At 41.8% G+C, this 23,882-nt stretch carries 14 protein-coding genes; 12 read left to right on the top strand and 2 right to left on the bottom strand.

From position 1 onward, the window contains the following. Positions 1-360: 360 nt before the first annotated feature. Positions 361-3,021, bottom strand: coding sequence for an EAL domain-containing protein (locus P2A85_RS00770; RefSeq protein WP_377477030.1), 2,661 nt, complete (start codon positions 3,019-3,021; stop codon positions 361-363). Between the two features lie 475 nt (positions 3,022-3,496). On the opposite strand from P2A85_RS00770, the gene P2A85_RS00765 reads away from it, so the two are divergent. The 5 genes from P2A85_RS00765 to coaBC all read left to right on the top strand — a co-directional run bounded on the left by P2A85_RS00765 (position 3,497) and on the right by coaBC (position 7,169). Next, a complete protein-coding gene (locus P2A85_RS00765; protein ID WP_377477029.1) occupies positions 3,497-3,931 on the top strand; it encodes a response regulator in 435 nt (144 codons plus the stop codon). A gap of 323 nt (positions 3,932-4,254) precedes the next feature. Continuing rightward, positions 4,255-4,500, top strand: a complete 246-nt coding sequence (locus P2A85_RS00760) for a hypothetical protein (protein WP_377477028.1) — start codon at positions 4,255-4,257, stop codon at positions 4,498-4,500. Between the two features lie 448 nt (positions 4,501-4,948). Then, positions 4,949-5,572, top strand: a complete 624-nt coding sequence (locus P2A85_RS00755) for an alpha/beta hydrolase (RefSeq protein ID WP_377477027.1) — start codon at positions 4,949-4,951, stop codon at positions 5,570-5,572. A 45-nt stretch (positions 5,573-5,617) separates the two neighbouring features. Continuing rightward, positions 5,618-5,830, top strand: coding sequence for a DUF2555 domain-containing protein (locus tag P2A85_RS00750; RefSeq protein WP_340519840.1), 213 nt, complete (start codon positions 5,618-5,620; stop codon positions 5,828-5,830). A gap of 139 nt (positions 5,831-5,969) precedes the next feature. Then, positions 5,970-7,169, top strand: coding sequence for a bifunctional phosphopantothenoylcysteine decarboxylase/phosphopantothenate--cysteine ligase CoaBC (gene coaBC, locus P2A85_RS00745; protein ID WP_377477026.1), 1,200 nt, complete (start codon positions 5,970-5,972; stop codon positions 7,167-7,169). Between the two features lie 73 nt (positions 7,170-7,242). Here coaBC and P2A85_RS00740 read toward each other — a convergent pair whose 3' ends face one another. After that, a complete protein-coding gene (locus P2A85_RS00740) occupies positions 7,243-8,091 on the bottom strand; it encodes a Cof-type HAD-IIB family hydrolase (protein ID WP_377477025.1) in 849 nt (282 codons plus the stop codon). A 267-nt stretch (positions 8,092-8,358) separates the two neighbouring features. On the opposite strand from P2A85_RS00740, the gene P2A85_RS00735 reads away from it, so the two are divergent. The 7 genes from P2A85_RS00735 (at position 8,359) to P2A85_RS00705 (ending at position 23,637) form a co-directional block, all read left to right on the top strand. After that, entirely contained in the window at positions 8,359-9,519 is a 1,161-nt protein-coding gene (locus P2A85_RS00735) for an ATP-binding protein (RefSeq protein WP_377477024.1), read from the top strand. 55 nt (positions 9,520-9,574) lie between these two features. Beyond that, positions 9,575-10,963 (top strand): adenylate/guanylate cyclase domain-containing protein, encoded by a 1,389-nt coding sequence (locus P2A85_RS00730; RefSeq protein ID WP_377477023.1) that lies wholly within the window; start codon positions 9,575-9,577, stop codon positions 10,961-10,963. Positions 10,964-11,107: 144 nt separating this feature from the next. Then, complete coding sequence (locus P2A85_RS00725; protein WP_377477022.1) at positions 11,108-12,394, top strand: acyltransferase family protein; 1,287 nt, start codon at positions 11,108-11,110, stop codon at positions 12,392-12,394. A 269-nt stretch (positions 12,395-12,663) separates the two neighbouring features. After that, positions 12,664-16,563, top strand: a complete 3,900-nt coding sequence (locus P2A85_RS00720) for an adenylate/guanylate cyclase domain-containing protein (RefSeq protein WP_377477021.1) — start codon at positions 12,664-12,666, stop codon at positions 16,561-16,563. Positions 16,564-16,625: 62 nt separating this feature from the next. Next, positions 16,626-18,881: a carotenoid oxygenase family protein gene (locus tag P2A85_RS00715; protein WP_377477020.1), complete on the top strand. Its 2,256-nt coding sequence runs from the start codon at positions 16,626-16,628 to the stop codon at positions 18,879-18,881. 122 nt (positions 18,882-19,003) lie between these two features. Further along, a complete protein-coding gene (locus tag P2A85_RS00710) occupies positions 19,004-21,127 on the top strand; it encodes a carotenoid oxygenase family protein (RefSeq protein WP_377477019.1) in 2,124 nt (707 codons plus the stop codon). Between the two features lie 347 nt (positions 21,128-21,474). Further along, positions 21,475-23,637, top strand: a complete 2,163-nt coding sequence (locus P2A85_RS00705) for a carotenoid oxygenase family protein (RefSeq protein WP_377477018.1) — start codon at positions 21,475-21,477, stop codon at positions 23,635-23,637. Positions 23,638-23,882: the final 245 nt, after the last annotated feature.

The raw sequence follows: 23,882 nt of genomic DNA, 5'->3' as shown, positions 1-23,882 counted from the left end.
GTCGGGGTTATGTGTATTATTTTTTTTTGCACTGCGGTTATATAAAGAAAATGAATTAGGGTCAAAAACCAAGTTGCTGTGAAAAATAGAAGATTGAAAAATAGAAATTTACGAATCCCAGCGGTGGTGGGTCACGATATGCGTAACTCATGAATAATTGTCAGGCATCTATCCTTGTGCATAACTTTAAATCCATACTTTTTTAAGTAAATACACCTTAAGATAGATGCGGAATAATTACTCATACAAAAAACCAAGAGGGAAGAGGGTGCTGCGACGGAGTTTATCCTGCCCTTCGACCCTTCTACTTCGCTCAGGAACCGAATCCGACTGTCCACTGTCAATTGTCAACACTTATTACTAATTGCAGTTGGGACTACAAGTCAATTTCCATTCTCTATTTTCCATGCACAATTGGGTTGTCGCTATCACAGATAGTGGCTTGCTAAAGAAGTAACCTTGAGCCATATCGCACTTGAGGGAATGCAAAAATTCCAACTGTTCTGGGGTTTCGACTCCCTCAGCAATTACCTCTAAATTCAATCCCTGTCCCAAGGCGATCGCCACTTTCACAATAGCAGCACCGCTGGTACCATTCATCAAATCTGCCACGAAGGAGCGATCGATTTTTAAATTGTTGAGTGGTAGGTGTTTGAGAGACCACAAAGAAGAATAACCAGTGCCAAAATCGTCTAGAGAAATCCGAATTCCCATTTCCTGCAACTGCTGCAATACAGACACGGTAAATTTCACATCTGTCATGGCAATAGTTTCGGTTATTTCTATTTCTAAATACTCTGGAGCTAGGCCAGTTTCCGACAAGATTTTAGCGATTGTTTGTACTGTGTTATGTTGCTGAAACTGACGGGCAGATAAATTTACAGCTACCCGCATCGGTGGCAGTCCCATTAACTGCCATTCTCGATTTTGAAGGCAAGCAGTTCGCAGCACCCATTCGTCAATCTGGCAGATTAATCCTGTTTCCTCAGCTAAGGGAATAAATCGATCTGGACCCATCAAACCGCGATCGGGATGCTCCCAACGAACTAAAGCTTCTAGGGCGACTATTTTGCCACTATTTATATCTATTTGTGGCTGGTAGTAGAGCAAAAATTCTGAATTTTCTAGAGCTCGGTAAAGATTATTTTCTAATACCAGACGCTCCGATGCTTTGTTGCCGATCGCTCTGGTATAAAACTGATAATTATTCCGACCTTTCTGTTTCGCTTTGTACATAGCAGCATCGGCGTTTTTCAGCAAAGTTTCGGCATCTTCGCCGTCATAGGGAGCCAAAGCAATTCCCAAGCTGGCTTTGATATAAAGTTGCTGCTCCTCAAAGTGAAAAGGAGTACATAAACTTTGGAGAATCTGCTGGCAAGTATCAATGGCATCCTGGGCACTGCTAATATTGTACAGCAGTAAAGTAAATTCATCTCCGCCCCAACGGGCAATGGAATCGCCCACGCGCAAACAGTTGGTTAAGCGCCAAGATACTGCTTGGAGTAACTGGTCGCCTACAGCATGACCGAGGGTATCGTTAACATTTTTAAAACCATCCAAATCAAGAAAGATAACGGCCAAGATTTCGGCGTTTTGGTGAGCGTTAACTACAGCTAGGGACAGTTGTTCGTTAAACAGCAATTTGTTAGCTAAACCTGTTAGTTGGTCGTGGGAAGCTTGATGTCGAATCATTGCTTCTACGCGCCTTTGCATTGCCGCCATATAAAGATGAGTTGCCAAGGATTTTGCTAGCTTCAGTTCATCAGCTTTCCAGTTTCTACCTTGTTGTTTTTTTATTTCTTTCCACGCTGCAAATGACTTTCGGGGACGGTCGTTTCTTGCCTCGGAGTCACACTGTCCCGCCCATAAAGTTTCTGTTTCTATTTCACTGCGAAAGATGGTAAGACAGCCGATGCACTGATCGCGATATTGCAGTGGAACTGCCAGCATTGACCTGATAGAAACTTCCAGGAAATATGAAGATAAAGATTTAAGTTTAGGTGCTTGAGAAATATCGGAGATTGCATATAATTCTGGAATTATATAATTAGCAATTGTTAAACCTTTTTCCTGGTAGTTTTCTATTTGAATATCGGGAAAAATCCCAGAATAGTGACCATTACTTTCTTCTTTTTTTTCAACTGTTAATGATTGTTTTACACCCATGATTTCTTGCCAAAACTGGCTTTTTTCTATTTCTAAATGCTGTGGCTGTTGACCGCAGGTATAAAGTTCCGCTGGCCAATTCACTCCTTCGGGGGCAATGTACAATCTACCGCCACAACCTGCTAAAGATTTGACGGTTTGTTCTAGGACTGTGTGTCTAATTTCTGTCAATTCTAGGGGAGAGTGGAGCAAACTGCTAATTTGGTTGACAATGGCTTCATCGCGAGCTTGCTGTCGAGCTTGACTGAGGAGAAAAGATTGGGCGATCGCAATTGACAGTTGATCCACAAGCAATTGCACAATTTTTAATTCTCGATCGCTAAACCGTTTCGGTTGCGTGTGATGACAGACCAAGATCCCCCAAAGCTGATTGTGATGCAAAATCGGCACTGTGAGGGAAGAATAGACACCCATCGTCCTCAGATACTCTATGTGACAGGGGTCTACCTTAGCATAGCGAATATCTTCAGCAGCTAAAGTTTTGCCTGTTTCGGGACAATCTAATCGATTAATTGTTTGATGATTCAATCCGACATCTATAATTACTCGCTGTCTAGCTTTGACAAACATTTCGCGAGCGGTTTTGGGAATGTCGGTTGCTGGAAAATGTAAGCCCAACAGTGACGGCAAATTATTATCCTTAATCGACTCAGCAATTACCTCACCGCTGCCATCAGGTTCAAACCGATAAATTTTTACTCGATCGCTCTCTAACAAGTTACCGAGTTCTTTTACCGTTGTCATCAAAATCTCTTGCAGTTCTAAAGAGTGTCGGATGCGAGTAGTAATTCGGTTGAGTAAACTCTCCTGTTCCACAGCCGATATGGACATTTTTATAATTCTTTTACGAGCCATCTTTTTTGATCCCCAAGGCTGATAATAGCATTTTGCGAGCTCTTATCCTAACTCGCATTCTATTACAGAATATAACAATTTAAGCAATATAAGCAATACTGACTACATAATAGTATTATGTTGTATCAATATCCATAATTTTTCTAGTGATGTTACAGAGGTTAAGTTTTGTAAAGGGAAGGGAGCTAGAGTACAGGCTCATCCTTGAAAAGAGATGAAAATATAGCCTTGCTCACTTAGGTGAGATACACCTAGTCCTGGGTAAGAGCTAATGGTGACGTGCGTACTTTACTTTCTTGAGAAAGACTATACTCTCGTTTAAACCTCAGAATTTAGGGAAGTGGAAAACTTGGGATTCTAGATAATGCTTTTGGCCTTTGGCTGGCCTACTTTACAAGGAAATGGCATCGATGTTGAGTTAAATTTATGTTATAGGATAAGTAAAATTACAGAGAAACGGCCTGAGTCGGCATTTATGAATTACCCCAACTGGAATCTGAATTTAGAATATTCGTTTGGTAAGAGCGATCGACTGCTGGTTGATAAACGTCCCTTAGTCTTAGCTATAGACGACAATCACGACAATTTAGAGCTGCTAGCACAAATACTCGATTTATTTGGTTACGAGTGCGTCCAAGCCCTAGACGGTCGCACAGCTCTTTCAGTAGCAGTTTCCCGACCTCCCGACCTAATTTTGCTAGACATTTGTTTACCGGATATCGACGGTATAGAACTGATGAGCCGTCTCAAACAAAATCCCCAACTGATAAATATTCCGATTATTGCTGTCACAGCACTAGCAAAAGCGGAAGACCGCGATCGGATTTTGCTAGCCGGCTGCGTTGCATATATTTCCAAACCTTTTGATATCGATCGATTAGAAATAACTATCCATCGCTATCTAAATTAAAACCAGAACCAGGATAGAAAGGCTGTTTTAAAAGACAAAATGTAGTCAAACGCACAAATAACTATGGAACCACTGATTTATGAAAATACGTTTAACTTTTGATAAGGTAATAAATCGTGGCGATATTTTAATAACTGTAACTTGAGGAACATTTTTAAAATCATAAAACCAATACGGTAGAAAGATGTTATTCGATCCAGAAAGAGGGAGAATCAGCGTGTATTTATAGAGCCAAGGGAAAACCGCCAAATTAATGCTGGATTAAACGGTAATTTCCTGCGTAAAATCGACTTCGCACGAGACCATACTATGGAGTGTTAGATATGCTGAAACAAATGTGCTGGTTGCCCAGATTGGGAAGCAATGGAGAAAAAATATTGCACCTACGCACTGAACCCCGCCAACCGTGGCGACCTTATACAGCTTTTCCACAGTACGCTGCATCGGACTATCTAGAACCGGATGGTTCTAAAGGGTGGGCAACATTTCAAAAACTGAGAACTCAAGGGTGGAATTTACTAGCGAGCGAGGGGCAGCAGTCAGATTTCGGCGAACAAAAAACTGCTTGAAAATTAGAAGTTATGAGTTATGAATTTAACTCATAACTTTCTATTGAGTAGCTAGAGCGGTTTCTGAGAAGAAAGAAGTCGAGGCTCTGGATGTTCTATTTGGGGATGTTTTTCTCTTTAGTGCGATCGCTCAATCAAATTTCGGCTCTCTCGTAATTATGGTGATAAGTAATGATTATGAGCTAGCAAAATCTAGGGTTTCAGCTTTCCTTATTCAAAAATTTAGTATTATTTGCTACATTTTACACCCAACATCCGAGAGAACCGCCAGTAAGCTTTTGAGCGATTTGGATCTTGCATTTAATTAGGTGGACTTACTTAACGCCTTTGAGAGTCCCTTTGTGGTCTTAATCAAGAATCCCCCCGATTCATCGGTGGGGAGTATCAACTACAATCGCCACAACAATTTATAATTCGTCCCATACCCGATTACCAATTACTGATTCCGATGTCTTTAAAATCTATTAGCATTCCACCGAGCACGGATCGCCCACCAGTGGGTATGATTGTCGCTTTGCACGGATGGGGTGCCAATGCTCGCGATTTGACTTCTTTAGCGCCGGCATTCAATTTACCAGACTATGAGTTTGTGTTTGCCGATGCCCCTTTTGCCCACCCCCAAGTACCCGGTGGCAAAATGTGGTATGACCTTCAAGGTAATGACTCCAAGGGATCGATCGAAAGTCGGCGATTGCTAACAGAATTTTTATTGTCTTTAGAAAGCAGTACGGGTGTGCCTTTGTCTAAGACGATTTTAGGTGGGTTTTCTCAAGGTGGAGCGATGACTCTGGATGTGGGATTAACTTTGCCTCTGGCTGGTTTAATTTGTTTGAGCGGTTATTTGCATTCTCAGTCGCCAGTTGCAGGTAGCCGGTTGCCACCTGTTTTAATCGTACACGGCACTCAAGATAATATTGTCCCTGTGAGTGCGGCAGTGCGATCGCGCGATACTTTCACGGATTGGGGGGCGTCGGTGCAGTACCACGAATTTCCCATGGGACACGAGATTCAACCACAAGTTGTAGATCTAATGCGAAGTTTTGTTCTAGAAACTGTGTCTAAATCGGATTAAAGGCTTAGGATATAGTATGGCGGAAATCTCGGGGACGGAATAAAGATGAAAACTTTAACCAAAGCATCGCGCGATATTGCTGTACTTACTTCGGAGGATGTGGCACAATTGGCCGATCGTCTAGAAGTGGACGATTACACAGATCCTTTTGAGGGATTGAACGATTGGCATTTGCTGCGATCGCTTGCGTTTCAGCGCCCGGAGTTGGTCGAGCCTTATCTTCACCTTCTGGACATGGAAGCCTACGACGAAGCATAGCCTCAAAAATAGCAAAAATCTCAGCAAGTTTTAGGAGAAGGTTAGCCACAGATTTGGTAGCCAATTTATATAGATGAGTTAGGGATTTTTGTCTCTGCCGATCTTGATTTTCTCCTAATTCTTTTTTATGCAAAAAGATATGAAGGGTACACGAGTTTTAATTGGCGTTAGTGGCGGGATTGCAGCTTACAAAGTTTGTGAAGTAGTTTCAACTTTAGCCAAGTCGGGAGTTGAAGTCAGAGCTATTCTGACTGATGCGGCTCAAGAGTTCGTCACGCCCTTGACTTTTGCTACTCTCTGTCGCCAAGCTGCTTTTACTGACAAAGATTTCTGGGAAGCTAGTCACGGACGCCCTTTGCACATTCAACTGGCAGAATGGGCATCGGTTTTTGCGATCGCTCCCCTCACAGCGAATAGTTTGGCTAAGTTGGCGGGGGGTTTTGCGGATAATTTACTCACAAATACGGTACTTGCTTCTCAGTGTCCAATTTTGTTGGTACCGGCGATGAATACTGATATGTGGGAACAGCCGGCGGTGCAGCGAAATTGGCGCGAAATATTGACAGATAGGCGATATCATGGTATGTCGCCTGGGGCGGGACTGCTGGCGTGCGATCGCGTGGGTGCGGGCAGGATGGCAGAACCAAGTGAGATTGTGGCTCACATAGAATCATTGTTGTATACTAAGGGCGATCGAGATTTAGCTGGTAAACGGGTGTTGATCGGTGCGGGAGGTACGCGGGAACACCTCGATCCGGTGAGGTTTATCGGCAATCCTTCCACTGGTAAAATGGGCATAGCTCTGGCGCGGGCTGCACAGCACCGAGGTGCGACCGTTACTCTGGTACATAGTATAAGTGGCGATTTATCATTGCCCGGTGTCAGGTCGATCGCCCTCACGAGTGCAGCAGAAATGCGACAAGGGATGCTGGAATGTTTTCCCGATGCGGATTTGACGGTGATGGCGGCGGCGGTGGCTGATGTGAAACCGACGGAGTACCATAGTCAGAAATTGCCCAAGCGATCGCTCCCGGATGCTTTAGCCTTGACAGCGGTACCGGATATTGTGGCAGAGTTGGGAACATTGAAACAGCCACATCAAAAACTAATCGGGTTTGCCGCACAAACAGGTGATATTGTCAAGCCAGCTTGGGAAAAATTGCGGGCCAAGAAATTGGATGTAATTGCGGCAAATCCGATCGACAAAATCGCCTCCGGTTTTGGTAGCAATACCAATCAAGCAATTTTGATCGATGCCGCCGGAAAGCAAGTGGAAATAGCACCTTGCAGTAAATTAGAAATGGCCCATCGCTTGTTTGACTTTGCCCTGGAAGGGTGAGTTTGATGCCAAATTCGGCTGATTCACCCCCTGTGCGCTTCTGTCCATGGATAAATAGGGGATTTAGCAATATCTATGAGCCCAAAATAAATTGGGCGATCGCAGCAGCCACCCCGTCTTCCTCCACATCCGGTGCCACCCAGTTAGCACCAGCTTTCACCTCCGAGGGAGCGTTACCCATCGCTACGCCTACGCCCGCATAGGATATCATTTCCACATCATTGAAATTGTCGCCGATCGCCATCACGTTCTGTGGCTGCAAACCCAACAAATCCTCCGCGATGTACTGCACTGCGGCTCCCTTGTTAACCAAAGGGTGAGTAGCTTCAAAAAAAGTGGCAACCGATCGAGTCAAATAAAGTTCTGCTGGTGTGTAGCGTTCTCGCATACTGCTGAGTAAGCCATCGAGTACCCCCGGATTTTCGCACAAAGCCAAAACTTTCGTCGGCTCACCCGGAATATTTCGGCGCAAGTCTGTAATAGCAATTGGTTGAATACCCGATCGTTCTGCGTAAAGTTTGGTGGCGGCGGTAATTTCCGGTACGTAAAGTTGGTCGTTGATGTAAAAATTCACCGAAAGGAGCGATCGTAAATGTGGTTCTTCAAAATGTTCCAACAATTCCAAAGCTTTTTGTTTCGACAAGGGCTGGTGGCGGAGCATTTTTTGACTAGCAGGATCTTGAATCCAGGCACCTTGGTAAGAAATCAAGGGCAAAGTTGAGCCGATATCCTGGTGAAAGCGCAAAGCCGATCGATACATTCTACCAGTAGCCACGGCAACTTGCACTCCCCGCGACTGAGCGGCGAAAATAGCCTGCTTCACTGCTTCTCGGATGTTATTGGATTTACCTGCGATCGTACCATCGATATCGACTACCAGTAGTTTAATGTCTGCACCGCTAGAGACTGGATTTGAGGTCATTATATTCTGCATAGTTGTTTTTTGATTTTAGCTTGAGATTTTCCCGAACCAGTTTATTTTTGCACTGTGGCGATCGGCAAGTGCAGTTTCGGCTTGTTTGAAGGCTAGAATGTACATTGGGAACTCGCCAGAGCATCTATCTATAGTTTTTTTCAATGGCGATCGCTCCGTAATTTCCCTTAGATATTGGGATATTACATGACTTATACAGACAAGCAACAAAATTTTTAAACTCTATTAAATGCCGAATTAAGGGATTTTAATTTCATGAATTATCAGGATAATTACAGCTTGTTAGCAGCCGAACAAGCTAGCAAAATCGGCAACATCCTCGAAGCCATGAAATCTTACGACTTGGCAATTCAAGAAGCAGAACAAAATGGGGATATCCACGGACAAGCATTAGCAGCAGAATTAGCAGGACTGTTTTATCTCTCATTAGGAATTCCGAAAATTGCGCAAATTTACTTAACAGAATCCCACTCTTGCTATCAGCACTTTGGGGCCCAAGATCGAGCAGCGATTTTAGAATCAAAATACCCAAAGTTGATAAATAATCTGGGATATTTAAATAAAAACCTCAACATCAACAATGGGCTAAATACTCATCAAAATCTCGAACAGTTAGTACAAGACAGAACCTCGGAACTTTCCCAAACTTTAGAATACTTAAAAGCCACCCAAAATCAACTCGTAGAATCAGAAAAAATGGCAGCCCTTGGAGGGTTAGTGGCTGGTATTGCCCACGAAATCAACACTCCCATCGGCATTGGCATCGCCGCCGCCTCACTCCTCGCCGAAAAAGTTACAAGATTTTGCGATATTTATAGCAACGGTCAGATTAAACGCTCTGAGTTAGAAAAGTTTCTGGATACTGCATTGCAAAGTAGTAATATGATATTGGCTAACCTCACGCGGGCGGCAGACTTGATCCATAGCTTTAAAGAAGTAGCAGTCGATCAGTCCAGTGAATTAAAACGAACTTTTCCTGTGAAAAAATATCTAGAGGAAATCTTGACATCTTTAACACCCAAACTCAGAACAACTAAACACAAAGTAAAGATTAATTGCCCTGACAATATTTTACTGGATAGCTACCCTGGCGTGTTCTGTCAAATTGTAACCAATCTGATAATGAACTCCCTACTTCACGCTTACGACCCAAACGACGAAGGAGCGATCGCCTTTGACTTGCAACTAGAGGGCGATCTGTTAGTATTTGAATATACTGATGATGGCAAAGGAATTTCTCCCGACAATCTCAGTAAAATTTTTCAACCCTTCTTTACCACCAAAAGAGGTCAGGGCGGCACTGGATTGGGATTACACATTATTTACAATTTAGTGCATCAAAAACTTCAAGGCACAATTCAATGCCAAAGTCAACTAGGTTGTGGCACAAAATTTTTGATTAAAATTCCAACATAAATTGCTAATTAGCTAGGCAAAAGCATTCATAAAATAATATTCAGGAGTAGGAACAATGTCAGAAGCTAGTCAAAAAATATTGGATGCTGACGACGAAAATTTAATATTTATGGAGGAAGATGAGCGGGAAGAAAAAACTATAGAATCCAGTTGGAAAGTATTAATTGTAGATGACGAAATAGAGATTCACCATATTACAAAATTAGCCTTAAAAGACTTTACATTTGCAAATAAATTAATTAGTTTTGTCAGTGCTTACTCAGGCAAAGAAGCCAAGGAAATCATTAAAGAAAATCAGGACATAGCATTGATTTTGCTCGATGTCGTTATGGAAACGGAAGAAGCAGGCTTAGAAGTAGTTAAATACATCCGCGATATTTTAGACAATAAAATAGTGCGGATTATTTTACGCACTGGACAGCCCGGACAAGTACCAGAAGATGTCGTCATTGTCAGCTATGATATCAATGATTATAAAACCAAAACAGAACTGACAAATAAAAAATTATTTACCACAGTAGTCACCGCATTGAGAGCATTTAGTTCCCTGAATCAAATCGAGTCCAGCAAAAGCGAATTGGAAAAAATTGCCGCAGCCTCCGCTCGTTTTGTCCCCCGCGAATTCTTGAAATTTCTCAAAAGAGAAAGCATCGTTGATGCGAGATTGGGAGACTCTGTGCAAGCAGAAATGACGATTATGTTTGCCGACATTCGCTCATTTACCAGTTTGTCAGAAAGTATGTCTCCCAGAGATAATTTTGATTTTATTAACTCTTACTTAACTAGAGTTGGACCAGTAATTCGCCAGTACAATGGGTTTATAGACAAATATCTGGGCGACGGTATTATGGCTTTGTTTCCCAATCGCCCAGAAGATGCCGTCCAAGCAGCAATTGAGATGCAGCACCAAGTGAAAATTTATAATAAACACAGGCAAAATAGTGGCTATCAACCTATTTCTATCGGCATTGGTTTGCATACTGGAACTTTAATGTTAGGTACGATTGGCGAAGCGGAACGCATGGAAAGTACGGTGATTTCCGATGCAGTGAATTTAGCCTCCCGCGTGGAAGGATTGACAAAGCTTTACGGAGTTGGTATTGTAGCTAGCGTCCAAACTCTTTGTCGGATAGACGACCCCCAACATTATAAGTGCCGATTTCTCGATCGCGTCCAAGTCAAAGGAAAACAAACCCCTGTGGCTGTATTTGAAATCTACGACGGCGATTCAGATACAATGATCGAACTAAAAACACAAACCCAAACTTATTTTGAACAGGGAATTTTTTTCCACTACCAGCAACAATTCGCCCAAGCAAGACAAATGTTTTTGCGCGTGTTACAAGTAAATAAACAAGACAAAGCTGCACAATTTTATGCAGAACGCTGCGATACGTTGATGAAAAATGGGGTAATTTTGACTGTGGAAGGGATAGAGATATAGGGAATGGGGAATTGGGAATTGGGCATTGGGAATTGGGAATTGGGCATTGGGCTACCCCCCCTACCCAAAGGGGGGAATGGATGAGGGAATAGAGACAAATAACAAATAACCAATAACAAATAACCAATAACAAATAACTTATTTATGCGTTTAAAATCCCTTGATGTGTTTCGCGGAATTGCGATCGCCTCCATGATCCTAGTCAACAACCCCGGCAGTTGGAAACAAGTTTATCCGCCACTAGAACACGCAGAATGGCACGGCTGTACCCCCACAGACTTAGTATTTCCCTTTTTCCTATTCATCGTCGGCTGCGCGATGTCATTTTCCCTATCCAAATACACTAAAACTCCTACAAAAATAGAAACAGCAGCATCAAAAACCACAGAAACACAGGAAAAACCAGAAGCAGAAAAAAAACCTCTTGCTGATTCCTTCCCCCCTTGGGGGGGGTTGGGGGGGGTTCTTCTGACTTCCCCTCAAGGGGGTAAAGGGGAGTTGACTTCGCATCTTCCTTCTTCAAATATCTACGGGCGGATTGCGAGGCGCGCCGCCATTTTATTTATATTAGGATTGCTGCTAAACACATCCTCGATCGCCCTTGACGTAATTCTCAACAGTGCCCCCATCGAAAACTTCGCTAAAATCCGCATTATGGGAGTATTGCAGCGGATTGGTTTAGCTTATTTCATAAGTGCGATCGCCATTATCAACCTCTCCCCCCGCCACCAAAAACTCCTCGCTATTGCCATATTATTCAGTTATTGGGCATTGTTAACCGTAGTGCCTGTAGGGGGGTACAGCGCCGGTGAACTAACGCCAGAGGGCAATTTTGGAGGATATGTCGATCGCATAATTCTAGGTAGCCAACATCTCTACAAAGGTGGCCCCTTCGACCCCGAAGGACTATTCAGCACCTTACCCGCAGTTGTCACAGTCCTCATCGGCTACTTTACCGGAGAATGGCTGCGAGTACAGCAAATCAAAACTCGCACCAGTATCAACTTAGCAATCTGCGGCCTCTGTTGCGTCGTCATCGGCAGTTTGTGGGGATTTTCTTTCCCAATTAACAAACAACTTTGGACAAGTTCCTATGTAGTTTTTACCGCAGGTTGGGCATTGCTATTACTAGCAGTTTGCTACGAAACAATAGAAGTGCGAGGCTGGAAATGGGGGCGGCCATTTGAAATCATGGGATTGAATGCGATTTTCCTGTTTGTGGCTTCCGGGATTGTCGCCAGAATTCTGTTAAAAACTCATATCGGTAGTGGAAAAAATGCTCCAAGTACCTACACTTGGATTTACGAAAACTGGTTTTTACCTTGGGCTGGGCCGCTGAACGGTTCTCTAGCGTTTGCGGTGACAGCGGTATTATTTTGGTGGTTAATTTTGTATGGGATGTATCGCCGTGGTTGGGAGATTAAAATTTGAGCATTGGAATGATAATAGAGGACACGGCTTTTGGAGTGTCCCTACAATTAATCTGGCCTAGGGACACTCCAAAAGCCGTGTCCTGATTATAGGTAATATTAATTCCGATGCTACCGGAGATGATATGAGGCACAAAACTTGACCCTCAAAGGCTGTTTGTTTATAATACTGTCATAGATGGCTAATCTTTACTGTATTCAGGGTATGGAATTTGTTAATTTTTTTGAAGTTTATCGACAAATATACACTTACTCTCTGTGTTTGCAATTATGCCTACTTTTGTTGAAAACATTGCCAGCTTTTTACCGATTCGTGTCTTAAATTGTTTTGCTGCCGAGACTACTCCTCTTGCTGCTCCGGCTAGTGGCTCTTTTGAGGCGGCAGTGTTGTTTGTTGATATCTCTGGTTTTACTGTTCTTACTGAACGTCTTGCTCAAAAAGGTGCGATTGGAGTCGAAGAATTAACGACTCATTTAAATGCTTATTTTGGTCAATTAATTGAATTAATAATCGCACATAAAGGGGATATTGTCAAATTTGCTGGAGACGCTATGTTGGCGATTTGGCCTGCGGAAAATTTGTCTTTAGATCTAGCGACTTATTGTGCGGCGCAATGTGCTTTGGCCATTTTAAACGATCTGGGTGAATATCAAGCGGCAAATGCCCAGTTGCGATTGCATATAGGTATTGGGGCGGGTGAGTTACAAGAGTTTTATATCGGTGGAGTGAATGGTCGATGGGAGTATTTTGTGGCGGGGGAACCGATTGCTCAAGTGGCGCTTGCAGAAACCGCTGCTGGTATCGGTGAAGTTTGTCTGTCACTGACGGCTTGGGAGTCGATCAAAGACCAGTTTGTGGGAACATTATTAGCTTCAAATGTGGTGCGTTTGGAGGGATTTAATCTTTTAACTTGTGTGGCGGATCGAAGGTTGTTAAATATAGGTGAATCTGCTCCGATCGCAATTTATGATGAAATGCAAGAACGACTGGAAAGATATGTAAGTGTGGGAGTTTTGCAGCGTTTAAAAGTCGGTCAAACTGATTGGTTAGGCGATTTGCGTCGCGTGAGTGTGATGTTTTTAAATTTGCCGGGGATGGATTATGATGCTGAGGGGGCTTTAGATTTTATTTCAACTATAATTAATGAAATTCAAAATATTTTGCAAGTTTATGAGGGGATTTTAAATAAGTTTTTGGTGGATGATAAAGGTAGTACATTGGTGATTGGTTTTGGTTTACCACCGTTTTCCCATGAGGATGATTCGGTGCGTTGTGCGATCGCGGGAATGGCGTTATTGGAAAAGTTAAGAAGTTTAGGATTGCAACCGAAAATCGGGATCGCGACGGGTACTTGTTATAGCGGTGTAATTGGTAGCCAGCAACGTCGAGAATATACCATTATCGGGGCGGTGGTCAATTTAGCGGCGCGATTGATGCAGGCGGCAAAAGACGGAATTTTGTGTGATGAGCGTACTTTTGAGTTCGCCAAATCAAGAATACAGTTTGAATCGTTAACTCCGATAAAACTTAAAGGTATAAAAGATGCCGTTCAGGTATTTTGTCCCCTTGGGGAGGTGCGTCAAGATTTGCCTTGGTGGATGGCAGGAAAAACGGAAAAGTCGATTGTGGGGCGGGAAAAAGAACGGTTATTGTTAGGGCATAAATTAGATCAGTTGAAAGCAGGTGTTTCTGGGGTGGTTGTGATTTGTGGGGATGCGGGAATTGGCAAGTCTTGTTTGATCGAAAATTTGCTTTTGCAGGCGCAAGAATTGGGAGTGGGAAGTTTGGTAGGTGCGGGAAATGCGATCGCTCAATCGAAGCCTTATCATGCTTGGAATGCGGTGTTTAGTCACTTGTTGGATTTGTCTTTTTTAACTGATTTAGAGGCGCAAAAATCTCACATATTAGATTTATTGGAAGATGAACCGCAATCCTTGGAAAAAGCGGCGCTTTTAAATGAGGTTTTGGGCTTAGATTTGCCGGATACGGAGGTGTCGGCTGCGTTGGTGGGGCCACAACGGGCGGAAGCGACGCGGGATTTGTTGGTGGAATTGTTGCAGGATTCCGTGAATCGCTCTCCTAAGTTGCTGGTTTTGGAGGATGCTCATTGGTTGGATTCCTCAAGTTGGGCGTTGATTTTGGCGGTGGCGCAGAAGGTGAAGGGGTTGTTATTAGGGATTGGGACAAGACCAATGGGTGAGTCGGTGCCGGAGGAATACGATCGACTGCTGACGATAGAAGGGGTTGAACAGTTGCATTTGGATGCAATGCCCGCTACAGATACTTTAGATTTGCTTTGTCGGCGTTTGGGGGTAAACAGTTTACCTGACTCGATGGCGGAGTTGATTGAGAAAAAGGCGGAGGGAAATCCGTTTTTTAGTGAGGAATTGGCTTATGGTTTGCGCGAGGCGGGGGTGATCGAAATTCAGAATGGGGAGTGTCGAATTGCTGCGGGGGTTGGTAATTTGAATGAGCTAAATTTTCCGGCTACGGTGCAGGGGGTGATTGCTTCCCGGATCGATCGGCTTTCTTCTAGGGAACAGCTTACATTGAAAGTGGCGAGTGCGATCGGTCGGTCCTTTGGATTTCAGTTGTTGCGAGATATTCATCCGATCGAGGATGATAAGCCTGAGTTGCTTAATTATTTGATCAAGTTACAGCGGTTCGATCTTACCCCAATGGAGACACCAGAGCCTGATTTGGGATATATGTTTAAGCATATTATTACTCAGGAAGTAGCCTATGGTTTGATGTTGTATTCCCAGCGCCGCCAAGTTCATGAAAGTTTGGCGTTGTGGTATGAAAGAAGTTATGAAGAGTTGTCGGGTTTTTATACGATTTTGGCGCATCATTGGAGTAAAGCCCTGGTTCCAGAAAAGGCTATTTTTTATTTAGAAAAGGCAGGGGAGCAGGCGGTGCGATCGCACGCTTTGCGGGAGGCGGTGCAGTTGTTTTCGGAGGCGTTGAAGTGGTTGGCAACTTTGCCGGATACGGTGGAGAGAAAAGAGCAAGAGTTGCGTTTACACATTGCTTTAGGTGCGCCGTTAACGGCAATCAAAGGTTATGGTTCACCTGAATTAATTCAAACTTTTACCAGAGCACGGCAATTGTCGCAAGAACTGGGAGAAACAGCAAATTTTTTCCCGATGTTGTGGGGATTATTTGCCGCCCATATTGGGCAAGCAGATATTAAAACAGCTTATGAATTAGCTCAACAACTCATGTATTTAGCGGAACACAAAAAAGAAGATTCTTCTTTTTTGGTAAGCGCTGTTCATGCACTAGGAGCAACTTTATTCTATATGGGGCATTTTGGTGAGGCTGAGTTTTACTTAGAACGGTGCATCAATGAGTATGATTCTGAGAAGCATCATTACCTAGCTTTTAGATATGGCCAGGATTTTGCGGTTTCATCTTTAGTGATTGTAGGAGTTTGTAATTGGTTGCTGGGAAACTGCCAAAAAGCACAGGAAAAATCAAAGGAAGGTTTAAATCTTGCCAAACAATTATCTCACCCATTTAGCTTATCTTTGGCGCTAATTTATACGAGTGAGCTATGTCAATATTTACAGGATGCAGAAACAACTAAAAAATACGCGCAAGAAGCTATTATACTATCTACAGATCATAATTTCCCCTTTTGGATACCACTTGCAACAATCTTGCTTGGCTGGGCAAATATAAGTTTGGGAGAAACAGAACTAGGCTTAATGCAGATACGTCAAGGTTGGGCAGATTATGCCAGTATGGGAGCAAAGCTGGCACAAACCTACTATATGGGTGTTGTGGCATCTGCTTATCTTCATGTGGGAGATTCGCTAACTGCTGTGTCTATGATCGATGAGGCGTTAAGTTTTGCTTGCAACAGCGGCGGGGTTTGTTTGTGGGACGCTGAACTCTATCGACTAAAAGGTAAAGCATTAATTATGCAATCAAAAGATGCGGAGGCGGAAACTTGTTTTCATAAAGCGCTTGAAGTTGCTCGCTCTCAAGGTGCCGTGTCTTTGGAACGACGGGTGATTATAAGTTTGAGCGAATTTTTACACCGCTGTGGCAAGACCGAAGCTGCACGGCAGTGTATGACACAGCTCGATCTAAATGCTGAAGAATTTGACCCAGTGGATCGTAAAAAGGGGATGACATTGCTTGCAGCGATCGATTATAGTTGAACCAGCCGGCCAGATGGCTGCTTAAACTATACTTCTCCTATCTTTAACCAGGATCGTATACCATGACTCAACCCACTCAAAAAGCGACTGAAACTTTAGATAATGTGGTTTCTAGTCAATCGGATAAATCACGTTTTCCGCAGGCGATGTTGTCCGTGAGTCGAGAGGAATTTGACGGACTAGAATTGAGGGTAAAACAAGGGCTAACAGAAACCCCTACTGAACTGCCAAAAGATTTAACAGGATATGTCTTTATTGTGGGGCCCGCGGGTTCGGTTGATTCGCCGACAAACCCCAATTCTCCAGAAATTGTTTACCCTAGTAAAAATGGCTGGAATCCCCTTTATAATGGTGATGGAATGCTTTATCGCATTGGGCTTGAAAATGGCAAGGCTCATTTGAAAACACGCATTGCTAAACCCCTTAGTTATTGGGCAGATAAATGTACTTACGAAAATTCAAATTATGCAAATTTAAGCTTTAAAGATTTTGGAATTGCCCGTGCTTCTTTGGCTTTGGGTGTTACGTCGCAACTCAGTGTTACATTAACGCCTTTTAAAAAATACCAAGCCGATCCTTATCGTTTGTTGATTACGGTGGATATGGGCCGATCTTACGAAGTTGACCCAAATACGATGGAAGTGGTGCAACCGCTTGGTTTAATTAAAGATTGGAAAGCTGTTAACTCGCTGTTTCCAATCCAACCTTTTCAGCTGAGTATGAGTTGCGCTCATCCGTGTTTTGACTATAGTACAGGAGAGTTATTTACAATTAATTTAGGTCGCTCAATTTCTTCGTTTTTATCAAGTTTGCGGCAATTGCTTTACCAGCTACGAATTTTAACGAAACCTTTGAAAAAATCTGTAGGGTTAAAGAAGACAACCAGTCCTCTTGATGGCTTCATAGAAGGGTTAATAAACTTATACAAAAATATCCTTAAAGCTTTTTTAAGTTTAGGTAAATTCATTTATCAATTAATTGAAAAAATCTACCAAACTATCCTGCAAATATTTAACGCCATTGCCAAGGATGATTTTGTTGAATTAGTGTGTTGGCGGGGAGAAGAAAACTTTGAGAAATGGAAAGTCATTTTACCCAATGGCAAGCCGATTAAAGTCAAACAAACCTTGCACCAAATGGGTTTGACTAAAAATTACATTGTTTTGGCAGATACAGCGTTTAAAATTGCTTTAGAAGAACTTTTATTTGCTGAACAATACAAATTAATTGAAGAAATAGAGGTTTTGATTCGAGAGTTAACAGATATTCCCCAATTAGCCGATACAAAAGTGTGGATTGTTCCTCGAAAAGAATTAATCCCCGGAAAGGAAACAGTCACAGCACAGGAAGTGATTATCCCCCGCGAAATAGCTCATTATGTCGTTGAATATGAAGATACAGATGGCATTGTTATACATACCGTCCATAGTTGTGCTTGTGATGCGGCGGAGACAATTCGCAGTTTTGATAAGTCAGTTTATAATGATGTCGAAATCAATAACCGACTGCGAAAATTAACCGGCAACTTAGTCAGCGGAATGGACGTAGATGTCATTGGGTGTTATGTTATTGACCCCGCAAAACTCCCTAGTTCAAATGCCGTGAAGTCCTCTTTAATTGAACGCGATTTTAGTTGGGGGAATCCGGTTTATGCCTATCGAGAAATGACACTGAAACAGCCAGAAAAAATTGATGATATTTACTGGATATTTTTTGGAGCGTGGGAAGAATTATTACCGCAGTTTGTCTGGGATATTTATAAAGATTATAAACACCGAAAAGTCCCGCTAGATAAAGTAAAAACCATCAACCAAGAAGGCAGAGCGAGTACCTTATGTCGGGTTCATGTCGATCGCCAAAAAACTGCTCAGCAAGGCTTAGAAATTGAACTGACAACCCCAGATTATTATGAGTTTCCGGCAGGTCGTTTCGCCAACTCTCCCCAGTTTGTGCCGCGTCAGGGAGGGGATGGCAGTTCGACAGATGGTTATCTGGTTTGTGTGGTTCTTTCTGATCGTAATGATGGCTCTAATAACAGTGAGATTTGGGTTTTTGATGCCACTAATTTAAAGAGTGGCCCGCAATACCGTCTCTGTAGTGAACAAATCAATATTGGGTTTACCATTCACACAACTTGGTTGCCAGAAGTCATTTCGCCACCAAAGTCAGATTACAATGTGCGAGAAGATTACGAGCCGGTGGTTTCGGAAGTAGTGAATAAATATTTGCAGTCAAGCAATCCAAAAACACAGAAAAAAGGTGAGGAAATTCGAGCTTTGTTTGATGAAATTTACAAGGAGTTTGAGGGAATTAAGTAGCTTTAAATTAGGCAAGTTTTGCGACAATTGTTTTTTGGTAAATTTCTGGATAGTGTTGGGTTTTGCACAGGGGAAACCCAACCTATGCTGTAGGCAATTACAAGTTTTTAGGTGGCTATGATATGAATACTCAAATTAACCCTTCTTCTTCTGGAATGGCAAAAAACTACCCTCTGCGTGTACCACAAGCAGTCATGGTGGCGAGCCGGTGTGAATTAACCGAGCTTCCGCTCAATATTATTGAGGGAAAATTGCCCGATGATTTGCAAGGTCATATATTTATTGTCGCACCAGCAGGCTCTGTTGATTCTGGTGGTTTACCCTATCCTGATGGGACTCCAATTTTTAACGGCGATGGCATGATTTATCGCCTTGATTTTAATGCTCAACAGGAACCAAAAATCACGACACGAATTGCCAAAACTCCCTGTTATTATGCTGATGCAGCAACAAAACCAGGAAGCCAATATGAGAAATATGGGTTTAAAAATCACGGCCTCACTCGTTTTTCTATGGCGTTGGGAGTTCGCAATCAATTAAACACGGCATTTTTGAAATTTAAAACCTCTGAAGATGCTAATGACAGGCTGTTAGTTACTTATGATGCCGGTCGTCCTTATGAAATTGATACGGAAACTTTGGAAGTTGTGACGCCGGTGGGTGCTAATGCAGAGTGGCGAGCTTTAGTGTCACTTTCTATGCCATTTGGGCCGGTTTTGAGTACGGCGCATCCTGTTTTTGATGCGGAAACCAAGGAAATGTTTACTGTGAATTATGGCCGTTCTATCGGGAATTTCATGCAAACAATTCCATTTATTTATGAAGCCGAAAAACTACCTCACGCCATCAAACAAATTATAGAAGCGATTGCCAGCTTTCTCAATATCCTGAAGGTAATTAAGTTTTTACTTAACTGGGTTACTAAAATTATTTGGGAGGTATTTAAGTGGATTAGTAGCCTGTTTGAGAAGGTTTTCAAAATTCAAATGCAAAATTTCGTTTATTTAATGTGCTGGAATGGTAGCGGCAATATTCAACGATGGAAATTAGTTTTGCCGGATCGTTCGCCGGTGGTTATCCACCAAAGTCTGCATCAAATAGCTGTGACTCGTAATTATATAGTGTTGATTGATACAGCGTTCAGTGTTGGCATAGCACAAACATTTAACAACCCCCTTCCTAATAATAAAAAAACCGAAAGACTACTGAGAGATATTTTGTCACGTCCTGTTTCTCCTGAATCTTATTTATATATTGTTCGCCGCGATCGACTTCAAAACGGACAGCAGCCAATTGATTCTAAAACTGAGGTTGAAGTTGTGGCGCAAAAACTGATTATACCGATGGAAATTTTGCATTTTGCAGCAGATTATGAGGATTCAAACGGAAAAATAACGCTGCATATCGGACATATTTGTGCTGCGGACGCAGGAGAGTGGATGCGGGAATTTGATACGTTAGCGGATAAGTCAGAAACACCTATAGCGTCACGCTTGTATGGAATGCAAACGGAAGTGATGGATGTTAGCCGATTTGGGCGGTATATTATTGATGTAAAAAAAGGAGAAATAATTGAATCACAAATCATTTCTGATATTAATTTTACCTGGGGTGCAGAACTCTATACTTATTGCGATTTTCTCCCTTCTGGAAAGTCGCCAGAAAAAATAGAAAATATTTACTGGTGTTCTTTCGGATTTTGGCCTGAATTGCTAACAAAGTTTATTTTTAAATTGTATAAAAACTATAAATATCGAGAGGTGTCAAATGAAGATTTGCTAAAACTTTTAGATCGGCAGGAAGGAAAGCCGGCTTGTTTATTGCGCCTCGACACTCAAGAGATGAAAATTGCTGATGCCTTTGTGTTTATGCCAGAAATTGAAGCAGATAATACAGCAGAAGGATACATGATAAACTCCCCCCAATTTGTGCCGCGTGCGGGGGGAAATGGAGATTCGACAGATGGCTATATTGTCTGTACAATTTACTTTAAAAATTCGTCAGAAATTTGGATATTTGATGCGAAAAACTTGGTCGGTGGGCCGATTTGTAAGTTAGGTGATCCTGAATTACGATTTGGGTTTACGCTACATACAGCTTGGTTGCCAAAAATTGCTAAACGGACTGCCGGTTATAATGTGCCGGTGGAGGAAGATTATCAAGATTTAGTAGCCAAAAAATCCCCGGAAATTCAAGAGTTATTTGAGAAGGAAATTTACCCGCATTTTAAATCGAAAAACCCGTGAGTGTGAAGTGCGATAATGACAGAATAAAAAATCACACCAACTGATTATGATGTCTGTACTCCCCGATACATTTAAAGTGAATTTTCACTTGCGAGACAATCTACTAATTAGGGAAGTTTGGCAAGTAATTTTGGTAACTTTTAAAGAGTTAACCAAGGTATTAGAGTGCAAAATTTTATGAAATAGCGGTGGTGAGGAGTTAGAGCCGATTTGAAATCTTAACCGATATTATGTTTTTACTTAAGTGTGGTAATCTAAGAAATGTGCAATTTGGTTGTGTCCGCTTAGCCGCGATCATTAACCTATTGCTTAACATATTGTAAGTAGGACTTCTTGAAAGTACAACCATGAATGTAAACACAACAAAAACTGCTGAAGATATAAAAAAGTCGTTCCCTCGTTCTATATTATCAGTTAGTCGGGAAGAATTTGGACTTCCAGAAGATAATCAAAATGCTAAACCCCCCCTTAAACTCATAGTTGAAGACGGAAAAATTTTACCGGAAGGCTTGCACGGTCATATATTTATCATTTCAGCAGCCGGCTCCGTAGATTCTCAAAGTCTTTTTGAGGATAACATCGTCTTTCCGTCCAGTGATGGTTCTACTCCTTTTTATAACGGTGATGGGATAGTTTACCGTATTGACTTGGACAACCTTGAACAAGGAATTTCTCTAACAACTAGGCTTCTGAAAACTCCGTGTTACTATGCTGATCTAGCAACTACAAAGTGTTTGCCAGATTTTAAATTTCAAAATTTTGGTATTATGCGGATGTCTAAAAAACTTGGTATTCGTAACCAGCTTAATACAGGGTTTCTTCCAATGAAATATTCTGAGGAGGAAGGTGAGCGTCTGCTAGTAACTTGGGACATGGGACGGCCTTATGAGATTGACACAAAAACTCTTGAAATTGTAACCCCTGTTGGTTGTAATAAAGAGTGGCGGGCGATGAATTATTTATTATCTCGTTTGCCATTTCAACCTAATTTTTGCTTTAAATTAGTTCATTCTTCCGCCCATCCTTGTTTCGATCCTAAAAGTCGGCAGATGTTTACTGTTAATTGCGGTTGGTCAGTATTGACTTTTGTGGCTCAATCAATGCAATCTATTATTAATGCTATTAAAAATATGTATGGTTCTACAAAAATATTAAAAAATATTAATATTACTGGGTATAACTATCTTATGAAAATTGTTATAAAAAAAATAAAAATTTTCAATCATTATGTTGATTTAATTGTTTGGGATGGAAAAGGGAAGCTTGATAGATGGAATGTAATATACAATGGAAACCCCCTTCAAATTAAACAAAGCATTCATCAAATGGGATTAACAGAAGATTATGTATTGCTAGTTGATACAGGGTTTAAATTTTTATTGGAAGAGCTTTTGCCATCTACCACAAACAAAATGAGCAAATACTTGAAAAAATTACTCAGAAATCTTATAAATTATCCGCAATTATCCGATACAGACATATATCTTATCAAACGTACTGATTTGAAACCAGGCCAGAAGAATATTGAAGCTAAAAAAGTTGTCATACCTCGCGAAACGACTCACTTTTTGGTAGATTTTAAAAATCCCAACAAACAAATTACCCTTCACTTGGCTCATATTTGTGCCTGGGATACAGCGGAATGGATTCGTGATATCGATTTTGATGATACCGAGGAAAAACCCCTGTCAAATAAACTACCTCCCATGTACGGGATGACTGTGGGGCCATTGGATATTAGCCGTATGGGATGCTATGTGATTGATGCAGAAAACGCAAAGGTAGTAAGATCGGATCTAACCAGCGTTTATCAAGATAATTCCCCTAGTCAACAAGCAGAAAAGAAAGAGTTTTGTCAGTACACTTGGGGGCCCGCGCTTTATGCTTACCAGGACAACCAACCCACAGAAAAGTTTCAAGATATTTACTGGAGTTTTTTTGGTGCTTGGGAGGATATCTTAACGGAACACGGCTTAAAAATGTATGCACCTTATAAATATCGAGAGGTGCCGGTGCCAGAACTACTTGAACTTACCAAAAAAGGAATCAAGTCTAATTTATTGAGATTGCATATCAAACCTTTGGAAAGCGTGAAAGACGGTGAAAACAGATTAGAGATTCAAGATATTTATCAGTTTGAAACTGGTTATTTTGTCAACTCACCTCAGTTCATCCCTTCCAAAACAGGAGTAGATGGTAGTTCTACGAATGGATACATTATGTGTGTTGTTTATCATGGCACAGACGATCAACCGGATAATGGCAATCAAATCTGGATTTTTGATGCGACAAATCTGAAACAAGGGCCCTTGTGTAAACTATGGCATCCTCAACTTAATTTTGGAATTACAGTACATACAACTTGGTTGCCAAAAATTGCTAAACGCACAGCAACTTACAATATTCCTGTTGAACAAGATTATCAAGATTTAGTTGCACAGCAGCCGGCAGAAATTCAAGAGTTATTTGAGAAGGAAATTTACCCGCATTTTAAATCGAAAAACCCGTGAATGTGAAGCCCCACCAGGAGAAGAATAATAAATGGTGATGGTGTCTGTAGTCTCAAATACATTTTACTTGGATTTTTACTTGCCAGACAATCTCTCTTAAATTAGGGAAGTTTGGCAAGTAATTTTTTTAAATTTCTAATAGATATTGTATTAATTGCTGAACTCGGCTAAAGTTATCTGATGGGTGTTAACGTTATTGTTGCGTTAGCTTTCAAGTGACTTGTCCAGATTTAGAAAAAAAGGCT

The organism is Microcoleus anatoxicus (assembly GCF_042465725.1).
GTDB lineage: Bacteria > Cyanobacteriota > Cyanobacteriia > Cyanobacteriales > Microcoleaceae > Microcoleus > Microcoleus anatoxicus.
Note: the sequence above shows the minus strand (reverse complement) of the source record. Positions and strands in the feature narration are given on the sequence as shown.